This is a genomic window from Paenibacillus aquistagni (assembly GCF_900177815.1).
Lineage (GTDB): Bacteria > Bacillota > Bacilli > Paenibacillales > Paenibacillaceae > Paenibacillus_B > Paenibacillus_B aquistagni.
In genome coordinates this window covers 515,411-528,044 of the sequence record NZ_FXAZ01000004.1, presented here as the reverse complement: position 1 = coordinate 528,044, position 12,634 = coordinate 515,411, and the positions used below count along the sequence as shown (strand labels likewise).

Below are 12,634 nucleotides of genomic sequence, written 5' to 3'. Positions count from 1 at the left end.
ATTATTGTAAGCGCTGTTTCACATTATTAAATATATATTATCGTTTGTCAACGACAATAAACGCCATTTTTTTTGTTTAATCATTCCATTCTCTTTATTGTCACAATATAAGAATGATTTTACAGTCACTTTACTAATATCTTTTGTAACGTTACAATTAATTTTGTAATGTCTATGTTGTAATCTTGTGTTTTCTGGCATAATTTCTAATATAGTATGAGGTTAACAACCTTGGATTTATGCGACATACTATGGAGAAACCTTTTTCTACAATTTCGATATTGGGAAAGGAACGTATTATTTTGACGAAGCCTAAAATAACGATGCAGGATATTGCAGATCGCTTGCAGCTGTCGAAGAACTCTGTCTCTCAGGCACTATCTGGCAAGGATGGCGTCAGCGAAGAAACCAGAAAGCTCGTTTTGGAAACCGCCGAGCAGATGGGCTACACCTATCTACGCGGCAATCGGCGCAAACCATCAGCCGACAGCATGCAAACCGGCAATATTGCGTTAATTGCCACTGACTTTGCTTTCTCGAAAAGAAACTTCTTCGGCGAGATTTACTTAACGATCGAGAAGGAAGCACGCAAGCGCGGCAAACACCTGCTTATTCAATCGATCTCCCAGCAAATGAAGGACGAGCTTGCGCTCCCTCCTTTTATTCAAAATAGAACAGTAGACGGCATTCTCATCCTGTCTCATCTAAGCACTTCTTACATGAACACGCTCATCAATACGGGCATTCCCGCCGTTCTGATCGATCACCATCATCCGAATGTTCAAGCGGATTGCATTTTGACCAACAATCGCTTTAGCGCCTATCATGTGGTGCGCTATTTGTACAAGCTTGGTCATCGCCGCATTGGATTCATCGGGAATATTAATTTCTCGCCCAGCTACTATGAACGGCTTGAGGGCTTTAATCTCGCCCATTACGAGCTGGAGCTTGATGTGAATCCGGAATGGATTATCCATGATGCCTTGGAGCAGCAAGAAGACATGATGCAGAAGATGAGCAATCTCAGCGAACAGCCGACTGCTTGGTTCTGCGTTAACGACGGCCTTGGCTTTCTCGCTATTTCCACGCTTAATCTGCTTGGCTATCAGGTTCCTCATGATATCAGCGTCGTAAGCTTTGACAATGGCCAGCTGTCTCAGATTGCAACACCGGCCACCACGACGATGGCTGTAGATCTGGAGACGTATGGCGTGAGGGCGGTTGAACAGCTGTTCTGGCGAATGGAGCATCGAGACGCTCCTTTTACCGAGCTGCTGCTGCCTACCACCTTGATCGAGCGGGATTCCACCGCGCCGCCAAGGGAATTAAGGAAAGACCAACCATGAGTGCGGTGTAGATTCATATATAGAGGATTGGGACTGGAGGAGACTGCAATGACGATACAAGAACAAGCTTATGAGGCCTATCAAACATGGCTGAATAGCCCCGTAATCTGCGATGAGGCAAGAGAGGAGCTTCGCAGCATTGCCAATCAAGAGGACGAAATAACAGATCGCTTCTATAAAGAGCTGGAATTCGGAACAGGGGGGCTTCGCGGGGTCATCGGTTATGGGACAAACCGCATCAATGTATACACCGTAGGCAAAGCCACGCAAGGATTAGCAGCAACGCTTGCAGCAGCTCATGCGAAGCCATCTGTTGCCATCGCCTACGACTCACGCCACTTTTCTCCTGAATTTGCTTTAGAGGCAGCGCTTGTGCTTGCAGGAAACGGCGTCCGTGCGTATGTGTTTGAATCGCTTCGTCCAACCCCTGAGCTTTCCTTTGCGGTACGCCATTTGCAAGCGGATGCGGGCATTGTGATTACAGCAAGCCATAATCCGCCTGAATACAACGGATATAAAGTGTATGGCGGAGATGGCGGTCAAATCACCCCTGAGACCGCTTCGCGCGTAATTGAAGCGATTCGTGCAGTACAAGCTTTTGAGGATGTAAAAAAACTAAGCCGCGAGCAGGCGGAGAGTGAAGGCCTGCTTGTATGGCTTGGCGAAGAGCTGGATAAGGCATACATCGAAGCGGTTGCCGCAGTCAGCCAGCATCCAGAAGTGATTAAGACAAAGAGCAGCAACTATCGCATCGTGTACACGCCGCTTCACGGCACAGGCAATATGCCGGTACGCGCGGTGCTAGATCGGGTCGGCTTCCGTGAGGTGCATGTTGTTCCCGAGCAGGAGAAGCCAGATGCGAACTTCTCTACGGTGCAATCCCCGAATCCTGAGGAGCATGCCGCCTTCGAGATTGCGATCCGCCAAGCCAAGGAATGGAATGCTGACCTTATTATGGGCACCGACCCTGACGCTGACCGTATGGGGGCTGTCATCAAGGACGGGCAAGGCGAATACTTTGTGCTTAGCGGCAATCAATCCGGTGCGATCATGGTGCATTATTTGCTCGAATCCATGAAAAACAAAGGCACCCTTCCTGCCAATGGCGCAGTTGTGAAAACAATTGTAACAAGCGAGATGGGAGCAGCCATCGCGAAGTCTTATGGCATGACTGTATTCAATACGCTGACTGGCTTTAAGTATATCGGGGAAAAAATGACGGAGTTCCAGGAAACTGGCGCTTATCAATTCATCTTCGGCTATGAAGAGAGCTACGGCTATCTCGCCGGCATGTATGCGCGTGATAAGGACGCGGTTATTGCCGCTATGCTGATCAGTGAAGCCGGCGCTTATTATAAGGCACAGGGCAAATCGCTGTATGAGGTTCTCCAAGAGCTGTACGAAACCTATGGTTATTTCGCGGAGAAGCTTGCCACTCGCACCTTGAAGGGCATGAAGGGCGTGCAGCTTATTGCGAGCATCATGGAGGCGTGGCGTAACGAAGCGCCTGCAGAAGTAAGCGGTGTTGAATTGACCAAGGTAGAAGACTTCAGCCTTGGCCTATATGACCTGCCGAAGGAGAATGTTCTTAAGTTCCATCTCGCGGATGGAAGCTGGTTCTGCCTTCGCCCATCGGGCACTGAGCCGAAAATCAAGATGTACTTCGCGGTACAAGGCGAATCGCATGCTGATGCACAAGCGAAGCTGCAGGCTATGAGCGATGATGTACTCGCACGAATCGATGCGTTTATTGAGGCGAATAATCAATAGATAATAAAAAAGCTGCGATGTTGAGTCCAACAATCGCAGCTTTTTGTTCATATTTTATAATCATCATATCCTGATTGATTAAGGAGGATCGTATATGAAGCCTTTCATCTATGCATGCTCAGGAATTTTTTTAATCATGATCACGTATTATCTTAATCATATTGCCACCAGTCTAGCTCATATGAGCAAAGATTCTGGTCCTAACGAATATTTCTCAGCCTTTAGTTACCTCGTTGGAGTGCTTTTTATTATCCGTGGTCTTATTCACTACAGCAGGCAGCGTAATAGATAAAGCGGCACAGCTAAAAATGAAACTTCTTTATTTAGATTCTAGCTCCATCGCTTGAATCAGCCCTAATTCTTGCAGCGCTGCGGCAATGCCGCCTTCGCTTGCCTTTAGTGTGACTTTATCCGCTACTGCCTTCAGCGCATCGCCTGCATTGCCCATTGCAATGCCAGTGCCCACATACTGGAGCATCTCAAGATCGTTGATGCCATCGCCAAATGCCATGCTATCTTCTTGCTTCACTCCGGCAGCCTGCAAATAATGCTCGATGCCAAGCGCCTTCGATGAACCGCGAAGCTGCACATCTGCAGCAAGCTCATCCCAATGCATCACATGAAGCTCTGGGAACTGCTGTTCATAGTCGCGGCCTGTGTTCTCGTCTGCAAACAATAGACATTGATATATCTTATGCTCCTCATCAAAGGAGGGCGCTACAGTTGGCACCGTTAATCCATGATTGCCAAGGCAGCTCTCCGCCTCATGCGTGAGCAGTGTAAGACGATATTCATCATGGGACACAAGTCCAAGACCATGCCCGTTCTTCATCGTTGTTGCCTTGAAGGTGGTTACGAGCTCTGCTGGGATGGGGTTATCAAAAATAAGCTCGCCTTCGCGCACCACATAGTTACCGTTTAGACTCACATAGGAATGAATGCCGAGCTCCTCGCGAATCCATTCAAAGTTCACAGGAGGTCTTCCAGTTGCGATGACGGTCTCGACTCCCGATTCCTGCAATTGTCTAACCGCCTGCTTTGCAGATTCAGGAATCTGCTTCTGTTCATCCAACAACGTTCCGTCGATATCAAAAAACACAGTACGAATCGCCATCCTCACACTCTCCCTTTTTGTTCTAGATGCTGTCGTTCTCTCTCTTTTTGTGTATGGCTTCCTATCCATGGCTGACAAGGACCGGCTCCGTAACGCCCAGTAACGGTAACGCCGAAGCATCAGCCCTGTGCAGCAGATCGACCTGCTAATGTAAGCATAAACTATGAAACGCATTTCAGGTCAACCTCTTTCATCGAATAAAATGGATAGGGTACAATAAAGACTCCAGCTATCATTTCGTGATCATACTCAGAGGGTATTCATCCGTTAACAATCTGTTTGCTCGCTGAACAGAGCCGCGATGACGCCTTCTGCATAAAGACAGGAAGGAATGGGACGGGTTGTTATGGCAAATATTCGTGAAATTGCAGCGCTTGCCGGTGTATCGGTATCGACCGTATCACGGGTCCTCAATCATCATCCCTATGTAGCCGCAGACAAGCGTGAAGCCGTATTGAAAGCCATCCATGAGCTGCAGTATACACCCAATCGGAATGCGGTGAATCTAGCTATAGGCGCAACGCGCATGATTGGTGTCATCCTCCCTTTTACCAATCACCCTTATTATTCGGGGATGCTTGAAGGGATATCTGCTCATGCGCTAGAGCATCATTATGACATTATCCTGTGCCAGACCAACTACGACGTTGCTGAAGAGGAGCGGGCTCTGCAGATGCTCCGTGACAAGCTCGTTGACGGCATCATTGTCTGTTCGAAGCAAGGAGATTGGGCCTTATTCGAAACCTATGCCTCCTATGGTCCTATCGTCGTGTGCGAATATACAGACTCGCCATATCTATCCTCGGTGTATGCCGATTTCTATAAAAGTACGATTGAGGCTATGAATACGCTTATTGCTGAAGGACATCGACGGATTGGCTATTGTCTTGGCAGAACCAACAGCTACAACAGCCAGCAGCGCCTCGCCGCTTACAAGGCTCAGCTTCAATCGATCGGTGAAGAAGTGCGTGAGGAGTACTGTTTCTTTCACTGCTACCACTTTGATGAGGGCGCTGAAGTTCTGAGATCGATGCTAGCGTTCTCCAAGCCTCCAACCGCACTGCTTGTCGCTGGAGACCAAGCCGCATGCGGCATTGTCATTGAAGCGGGAAAGCGAGGTATTCAGGTGCCGAGCGACTTATCCGTGATTGGATTTGACAACATTCCAATTGCGAAGGTGCTTGAATTATCAACCTTTGATTATGTCAGTTACGATATTGGAACAACCGCCTTTGATACCTTCTATAGACAATGGGAAGCACAAGCAGCAGACTCTGGTCCTGTTGAGAAGCATGAGCTGCCCTGCCAAATTATCGCTCGCTCGACCGTAGGTCCTGCTCCTAAAAAGCAGTAATGATAGCAGGCCAGTTATTGAGGTTCGTATTCCGAGGACAATAAGCCCGTTAATCAACCCATAGCAGCTCAGTTATGAACGGCTTTATCAGTATCGCTCTGTAGATTGATCATTTTTAATGAAATGGTTTTGGATATGTTTGCTAACACGATATTGTCACAGGCACCGACCCTATTAATATTGCCATCCTAGTTAATTATTGGGATAATAAAATGTGCAATTACGAATACAAGGTGGTTATATTCGCTGTTATAATCTTTATATTTTCTTTGAGGGTGAATTCTTTTAAGTCTCCGTCGGTCAGGCTGATATTCTAATTTGACGGAGGTATTGCTTCAAAATGAAAAAATCACTTTCTTTCCTGTTGGCAGTCATGATATCCATGGTTGCGTTCACAAGCGCGGCCTCAGCATCCAGCAATCCATTCGATGATTATCCTGAGGTAAATAACCCTTATACGGTGGACCCGCCTGCGCCGGTATCCTTAGTCGAAAAGTATGTTGATCTTGGAACACATCAGATCTATGCGAACATCCAAGGAGAAGCAGATAACAATAGACCTACCGTTGTGTTCGAAGCTGGATTTGGACAAGACTCAACTGCATGGCGCTATGTACAGCCTGTTATTGCAGAGCAAACCCTTACCGTTTCTTATGATCGGTCCTCTTTAGGAAAAAGCGATGCAACGCCGATGGGCTCTAATCGCGATGCTGTGGGCATCGCAACTGAACTGCATCAGATTCTAGAGGAGCTCCAGGTTCCTAAGCCATATCTATTAGTAGGACATTCCATGGGTGGGAACTATGTACGTGTCTTTCAGGGATTATATCCTGATGAAGTAGCGGGAATTGTGAGTGTAGATGGTACTGTGGATACATTTGAGAAGGACATCCTCCTCCCTTACTTTGATCATGACTTTTTGTTTAATATGTACATACCTGCTATTGATGATGCCGGTGAGATGGGACTTGGAAATTATGAGGATATGATCTATTCCAATGCTCAAGCCTATGGTTATCGCGAGGCATTAGCGAATCTCCCTATTTTTGTGTTATCTTCCGAAAAGCAAATCATGCCTTATTCACCAGTAGAGGATCAAGAAACACTCCAATTCATTGACCTAGATCAGTCCGATCTTCGTTGGCATGAGCTTCAGGCAGAGCTTGCAGCAGAATCAACACAAGGAACCTTTATGATCGCCAAGGATTCTGCGCATGAGATCAATCTTTACCGCCCTGACATTGTCATCCAGGCGATTGAGCATATTCTTGAGTAAGTAAATTATTCAGAATAATTTATTCAGAACAGCTTATCATCGATAACGAGACTTAAAAGAAAATGGATGGCGGATGAGCCTGAGTACCTATGATTCCACGGATCGAATGATTAGAAACAAGACAACCTGAACACAACTTATAGCGATTATCCTTTCGCCTAGCCACCTTGAGCATTGCATACCCATATGTCTTGCCCTTCGGTTCGTGAATCACACATGGCATCTATTCCAGCTCATTCTCATTAACCCTCTAAGCTAGCAAGCCCTCTCATCATAAACGAGAGGGCTTGTTATCCTGCTTCCACATATAACCGTGCACCACATTATTGAGCAAGCTTACGTTCTCTACTGGAGACTCCCTTTAAAACGCTAAGACAGCCGTCTATGAATCTCTTGCGTGCTGTACGATCGCCTTGATGTCTAGCAAATAGCAGCGTCTGGCAATCGGCTGCGAATTGAATCAGAAGCTGCGATTGCTCTGCTGGCAAGCCGACATCTGACAACTGACGCGAATATTCTTCAAGTGTCATATAACGAGGTCGCGCCCCGTACTTGCGTTCGATAAGCCGCCAAGCCAATTCACCCATCTGCTGCACTCTCTCCTCATGGAAATGCAGCTGTTGTGCATGAATCAGACGTTTCATTCTCCACAAAGGCATTCTCCAATATATCCAACGCTTTGCATGGAATATGGCAAATAGGAGCAGCAATACACAGGGTACTGCTAGCAAGCTCATATGCATAGGGTACAGTTCCAGCGGGCTTCGGTATGGTGTGCTGTCTCCTGCTCCGACAACCTCAAACATCTGCTGCCACCAAGAATATGAAGCGAGCTGTTCTCTCTCCATGTGCCACTGTTGAAGCATCGAAGCACTATATTCTGATACACCTGCGCTCCACTGTTGAAGCTTCTCTAGTGCAGCTTGACTCCACTCTGTGATCAAAGCCATCACTCCTCCATTCATAGATAAAGGGTGGACCTCCCGCTCCTCCAGCGTCTTAACCTCAACAGACGGCGCTCTCCCTTCAACAAGCGGCGGCTGGATTACGTCAGAGCCTGCAAGCAGCTGTGAACGTTCATCAACCTTTTCAGAGGAATCCGCCTGCGGCAAAGCCGATTCCGACTCCAGTAAGACTGTGCTAGTTGAGCCGACACCAGAAGCTGGGGTCGCTTCAAATGGAATCCATCCTAAGCCTGGCTCATAGATTTCCACCCAAGCGTGGGCATCAGAGGCGCGAATGATGTACTGGCCTGGGCTGCTGCTCTCACCCGGTGCAAAGCCCTTCACCCAGCGCGTCGGAATGCCTTGTGTTCTCAGCATAACAGCCATCGCCGTCGAGAAATGGACACAATAGCCCTGCTTTTGCTCGAACAAAAAGGCATCGACGAAGTCTGCCTCCTCTCTCGGCACCTGAGTCTCCGCCTTCGTGTAGGCATAGTTGTTCAGTAAAAAAGACTGTACTGCAGCTGCTTTAGCTAGACGGGTCTTCTCACCTGCCGTAATCTGAGCAGTTAAGGTGCGGATTCGCTCAGGAAGTGAATCCGGAAGCGCAGTATACGACTGCAGAATAGCTGCTGGAATCGCAGTCTCCTGATCAGCAAGAGAGCTGTCATCAACAGCAGACAGAACATGCTGGCCGCTCCACGTTCGTGTCTGATAGGAATACGTAAAGCTCCCCGCCTCAGCGGAGTTATCCCTATTGGCGCGATATCGTTCATAAGCGGGTTCATACTTTAACTTCAGTGCATCGGGCAGCGCTTCGTTATCATTTGCACCCCAAGTCAATAGCTGCTCAGGCCTGCCCCCGAATGCCAACGGAAATTGCCCTTGATAATGAGGGATGGCAATCGACTGCGTAAACGGCGCCGACCAGCCTATCATGGGCTCATTTCCAGACTCCGCTTCATAGTAGCCCTGTAAACTGCCGCTGGCATCGATCCATTCCATTGGCATGTCGGGTGATGTCCACCCTTTTCCTGTATAATCGCGCTTAATTTCAAGCTTCCAATAGGTCGGTTCCGGCGAAATAGCAGTGAATAGCATGCGATGATCGTCCTGCAAAGGAGCGCCAAGCCGTTCATCATCTTCGCCATAGCCGGTTGTCGCTATCATCGTTGATGGCTTCCACTGCTGCCCTTGCTTCTCAGTCGCCAGCAGCTGCTCTGCTGCGCTCAGCGAAGAACGTGCAGCAGGCTTTCCTGTAAGCTGTTCCTCTATCCATCCATGCACCTCAGGCCAAGCCTCGGGAGCCTCCCAGCGATTCAGCTGATTCCAGCCGGCAAAGAGCAGCATAATTGCCACGCTCGTTCCTACCGTCAACAGCCACCATCTTGTAGGCCACGCCTGTGCCGCCAGCTGCTGATCGCGTTCACTTGCCTCAAGCATGCGAACCCAAGCGACCAATGCCGCACTCCATGCAAGCGTGCGAATTAAACCCATCGAGGTATCAAACCCCAAGGCAATTTGTAGAAAAAAGAGATACAGCCCGGTTGCCCCACAAAAAAGCAGCACGCTATAATTAACAAGCATCAAAGACTGTACCAATGAGACAAGCACCATAATGACAGCAAGCAAAAGCAAGGTGCGAACTTCTCCTGATGCAAGTATCCATTCGCCAGAGGTCAACCCATCAAGAAGCCCAAGAAAATCATGCTTTATGGCTAGCAGCAGCTTCTCGAAGCCTATAATCAGCATACTTGTACTTGCTTGCATGAAAGAGACCACGCCAAGCTCTTCAGGCCACCCTACGATAACTCGACCAAACGCCCAAGCTGTCATCATCAGGATCAGCAAGAGTTTCAAGCTCCTGCTCCAGAGCGTAGACTGAACCCAAACGCCAATTAAGAATCCCCCTAGAATGGTCAAAAACAACGGAGACAGCTGCTGAAGATCTGTATAGCCTTTAAGCTGTGCCAAGGGATGAAGCCACTCGGCAAATAAGCCCAGCAACAAGAGACTGCAGCCAAGCCGCTTCCACAGAGCAAGGCTGTCTGCAGATGAAGCGACTATGCCTTTGGAAAAATCGGCTTGAGAAGTTGAGGCTGCTGGATGATTCCTACGCCTTAATGTCAAATGAAGCGGCATGCACACCACCTCCTTGCGGCTCTTGACCTCTAGATCTATTCTCGTTCTTATCCTTGCGATTACCGTCAGCGTGAGCTGCCATCTTTGAAGGAGCTGGGTAAGGAAGTGCTCTCCATTCTTTTATTCTAGCTTCTGAAAGCCAGTCCGGCAGATCCTGTGCCGACTGCTCGATCGCTTTATAACTAAGCACATGAACCTCGCTTCCCTTCAGCTGCTGAACGGAAGCCATGGTCTGACGGTTCATAGGATTCGCGGCATGAATGCCGGCATCCCGCAAGCGAGCTTGAAGGCTCTGTTCATGTGCCTTGCTGAAGCAGACGATGCGTTCAGCAATTGCTTTATTCCCTTGGCTTATCACCGTTGAGCCTGCAAATAACAGCTTCACGGCAGCACCTGCACGATACGCACGGATGCATTCATAAGCTGCTGCAGCCAGAAGCCGTTCCAACGGCTCTATCGCATCCTCTTCGAGCGGCAAGCGATCATCGACGAACAATATGAAGGCAGGCCGTTCATCCTTGCAAGTTGTTCGAACGGCAAGCTCTCGGCGGCGCGCATAATAGCGCCAATCAATACGCCGGTGGGCATCTCCCCACTGATAAGGACGGAGTTCACTCGTCAAGAAGCCTGCCGCTTCGCTTCGCCGCTCGGATGGACTTCCTTCTGAGGTGAATTCCGCTCCAGCATGATTCCATGCTGTGGGCTGCCCCCACTGTGATCGAGAAGGCAGAACAAAGCTTTGCAGCGAATCCGCTCCAGCAGTCAATTGGACATGCGACTTCTTGAACCATCCCCATAGATCGCTGACCGTCACCTTCCAGCTCTCAAGCGTGTATCGGCCTCGGGATGGCTCCTCAATGGATTGGGTAAAAGAAGCTGTCTGGCCTTTGGCAGGACAGCATAACCGCACGCTGCCCACAACTCCCTCTTCCCTGCCTGCAACCCTCCACTGGTCTTCGAGCTGGATTAAGGCTCGCGAACCTTTATCCAGCATCAGTTCGGTATGCCATCGAAGCTCTGCAGCATAAGGCATATCGTCTGACCTAAGCAGCGTGCGACTTACACGTATGCCTCGAAGCGGAGTTATTGCGATTCTCAGCCCGTAACAGGCATACCCTAGAGCTAAGCCCCCGATAAAGGCCAGCGCCCCATGCTGCTCCAACCCTCCATACAGCAATAGAGAGCCGCCGATTGCGAATGTGATTCCAATACGCAGCCAGAGAACAGCTAATCCTATGCGTCCCTTAGTCATCGGAACAGCCCCCTGAACCAGGAGCTGCCTTCTTTCGAGCGTCTGGTCCGAGATCGGCCTGAGCTCCACTCAGGGCCGGAATCCACAATATCGGCTTCAGTTGGATTAGGCTTCGCTTCCGAGGCATCATTCGCCAAGCGTGAAGGAGCTGAAGCAGACGGCCAAGCTCGATCAAGGCTCCCTGTTCCTGCTTGCTGCTGCGAGTAGGGAGATGCCTCCGGCGCCTGGCTTCTTCCCTCCTGCAAGGACCTAGCCTCCTTCGAGAAGCTTGGTACAGCGGTCTGATGCACGACCTCACGAATCACCTGCTCAGGGGACATATGCGGCGAGGAGCGAAGCACCAAGCGATGTGACAGGACATGAACCGCCAGTTCCTTAATATCCTCCGGGATCACGTAGCTGCGGCCGCTCAGCAATGCTTGTGCTTGCGCTGCCTGCATAAGCGCCACCGAGCCGCGCGGACTTGCCCCAAGCTCTACATGCTCATGCTGTCTTGTTGCACGAACCAGCTCAGAGATATAGCGGCACAGCACAGCATCCACGTGAATCGAGCGTCTGCGCGCAATGAGCAAACCCCATTCCGCCGTTGTCAATACAGGCCGCGGGATGCGTCCCCCTTCGCCTTTTGACTGCTCTCTGACAAGCATGTCGGCTTCGGCATGCACCTCTGGGTATCCGATCGACAGCTTGATCATAAAGCGATCAAGCTCTGCTTCCGGCAGCCGATACGTGCCCTCGAACACAAAAGGATTCTGGGTGGCAATTACCATAAAGGGCTGCGGCAGCGGCCTGGTAACTCCGTCCACCGTAACCGCGTGCTCCTCCATTGCTTCAAGCAAGGCAGCTTGTGTTCTAGAGGATGCTCGATTCAGTTCATCAACCAATACAACATGCGCCTGCAAAGGACCCTCGCTATAGCGCAGCTCTCCTGTAGAAGGATGAAGCACCATGCTGCCGGTAATATCCGCAGGCATCATGTCTGGCGTCATCTGAATACGGCGAAAGGAGCTGTCTGCGATCTGAGCAAGGCTTCTAGCAAGCAGCGTCTTTCCTACTCCAGGGACATCCTCAATCAGCAAATGGCCACCGGCAAGCATCGTTAAGCAAGCAAGACGAATCGCTTCCTTTTTCCCAACGATCTGCTGATTAAGCTTATCTTGCATCTGCTCCCAGCCATACGAAGCAAATGCAGTGGTCCATCTTTCCATCTTCAATGATTGATCTTGTTCCATAGGTTCTCATACCCCTCCCTATTCTATTGAATGCACGCTTATGACGATCGATCTGCTATCATAGGAATCATTGCGCAATCCAGCTTTAAGATAAAAAAAGCCCGAAGGCCGGTTCCCGCGCGTAATCTAGCACGTCACATGAACCGATCTCCGGGCCGCCCTATGAAACAGTCTCACCCAAATTGATAGAGATTAAACCTATGA

General features: G+C 49.4%; 9 protein-coding genes. 5 read left to right on the top strand and 4 right to left on the bottom strand.

The window, feature by feature from the left end; all coding sequences use genetic code 11:
• The first annotated feature begins 323 nt into the window (after positions 1 to 323).
• The 3 genes from B9Y93_RS16315 to B9Y93_RS16305 all read left to right on the top strand — a co-directional run bounded on the left by B9Y93_RS16315 (position 324) and on the right by B9Y93_RS16305 (position 3,408).
• A complete protein-coding gene (locus B9Y93_RS16315; protein ID WP_085496132.1) occupies positions 324 to 1,346 on the top strand; it encodes a LacI family DNA-binding transcriptional regulator in 1,023 nt (340 codons plus the stop codon).
• Between the two features lie 48 nt (positions 1,347 to 1,394).
• Positions 1,395 to 3,116 carry a phospho-sugar mutase gene (locus B9Y93_RS16310; RefSeq protein ID WP_085495947.1) on the top strand — a complete coding sequence of 574 codons (1,722 nt, stop codon included), beginning with the start codon at positions 1,395 to 1,397 and terminating at the stop codon, positions 3,114 to 3,116.
• Positions 3,117 to 3,210: 94 nt separating this feature from the next.
• Positions 3,211 to 3,408 carry a hypothetical protein gene (locus B9Y93_RS16305; protein ID WP_085495945.1) on the top strand — a complete coding sequence of 66 codons (198 nt, stop codon included), beginning with the start codon at positions 3,211 to 3,213 and terminating at the stop codon, positions 3,406 to 3,408.
• 27 nt (positions 3,409 to 3,435) lie between these two features.
• Here B9Y93_RS16305 and B9Y93_RS16300 read toward each other — a convergent pair whose 3' ends face one another.
• Entirely contained in the window at positions 3,436 to 4,230 is a 795-nt protein-coding gene (locus tag B9Y93_RS16300; RefSeq protein ID WP_176228954.1) for a Cof-type HAD-IIB family hydrolase, read from the bottom strand.
• Between the two features lie 346 nt (positions 4,231 to 4,576).
• Here B9Y93_RS16300 and B9Y93_RS16295 point away from each other — a divergent pair, with 346 nt between their 5' ends.
• Positions 4,577 to 5,584, top strand: coding sequence for a LacI family DNA-binding transcriptional regulator (locus tag B9Y93_RS16295; RefSeq protein WP_085495941.1), 1,008 nt, complete (start codon positions 4,577 to 4,579; stop codon positions 5,582 to 5,584).
• A gap of 340 nt (positions 5,585 to 5,924) precedes the next feature.
• On the top strand, positions 5,925 to 6,860 hold the full coding sequence (locus B9Y93_RS16290) for an alpha/beta fold hydrolase (protein ID WP_085495938.1): 936 nt from the start codon (positions 5,925 to 5,927) through the stop codon (positions 6,858 to 6,860).
• Between the two features lie 323 nt (positions 6,861 to 7,183).
• On the opposite strand, the gene B9Y93_RS16285 is transcribed toward B9Y93_RS16290, so the two are convergent.
• Genes B9Y93_RS16285 through B9Y93_RS16275 form a run of 3 tightly spaced genes read right to left on the bottom strand, consistent with a single transcriptional unit; the run spans position 7,184 to position 12,430 of the window.
• Positions 7,184 to 9,946, bottom strand: a complete 2,763-nt coding sequence (locus B9Y93_RS16285) for a transglutaminase-like domain-containing protein (RefSeq protein ID WP_085495936.1) — start codon at positions 9,944 to 9,946, stop codon at positions 7,184 to 7,186.
• Positions 9,918 to 11,198, bottom strand: coding sequence for a DUF58 domain-containing protein (locus B9Y93_RS16280; RefSeq protein ID WP_085495934.1), 1,281 nt, complete (start codon positions 11,196 to 11,198; stop codon positions 9,918 to 9,920). Before B9Y93_RS16280 ends, B9Y93_RS16285 begins: the two co-directional genes overlap by 29 nt.
• Positions 11,195 to 12,430 carry an AAA family ATPase gene (locus B9Y93_RS16275; protein WP_217809696.1) on the bottom strand — a complete coding sequence of 412 codons (1,236 nt, stop codon included), beginning with the start codon at positions 12,428 to 12,430 and terminating at the stop codon, positions 11,195 to 11,197. Before B9Y93_RS16275 ends, B9Y93_RS16280 begins: the two co-directional genes overlap by 4 nt.
• Positions 12,431 to 12,634 lie beyond the last annotated feature (204 nt).

Coding starts and splice junctions, on each gene's coding strand:
- B9Y93_RS16315 (WP_085496132.1), top strand. CDS start 324: ATGCAGGATATTGCAGATCGCTTGCAGCTGTCGAAGAACTCTGTCTCT.
- B9Y93_RS16310 (WP_085495947.1), top strand. CDS start 1,395: ATGACGATACAAGAACAAGCTTATGAGGCCTATCAAACATGGCTGAAT.
- B9Y93_RS16305 (WP_085495945.1), top strand. CDS start 3,211: ATGAAGCCTTTCATCTATGCATGCTCAGGAATTTTTTTAATCATGATC.
- B9Y93_RS16300 (WP_176228954.1), bottom strand. CDS start 4,230: ATGGCGATTCGTACTGTGTTTTTTGATATCGACGGAACGTTGTTGGAT.
- B9Y93_RS16295 (WP_085495941.1), top strand. CDS start 4,577: ATGGCAAATATTCGTGAAATTGCAGCGCTTGCCGGTGTATCGGTATCG.
- B9Y93_RS16290 (WP_085495938.1), top strand. CDS start 5,925: ATGAAAAAATCACTTTCTTTCCTGTTGGCAGTCATGATATCCATGGTT.
- B9Y93_RS16285 (WP_085495936.1), bottom strand. CDS start 9,946: ATGCCGCTTCATTTGACATTAAGGCGTAGGAATCATCCAGCAGCCTCA.
- B9Y93_RS16280 (WP_085495934.1), bottom strand. CDS start 11,198: ATGACTAAGGGACGCATAGGATTAGCTGTTCTCTGGCTGCGTATTGGA.
- B9Y93_RS16275 (WP_217809696.1), bottom strand. CDS start 12,430: ATGGAACAAGATCAATCATTGAAGATGGAAAGATGGACCACTGCATTT.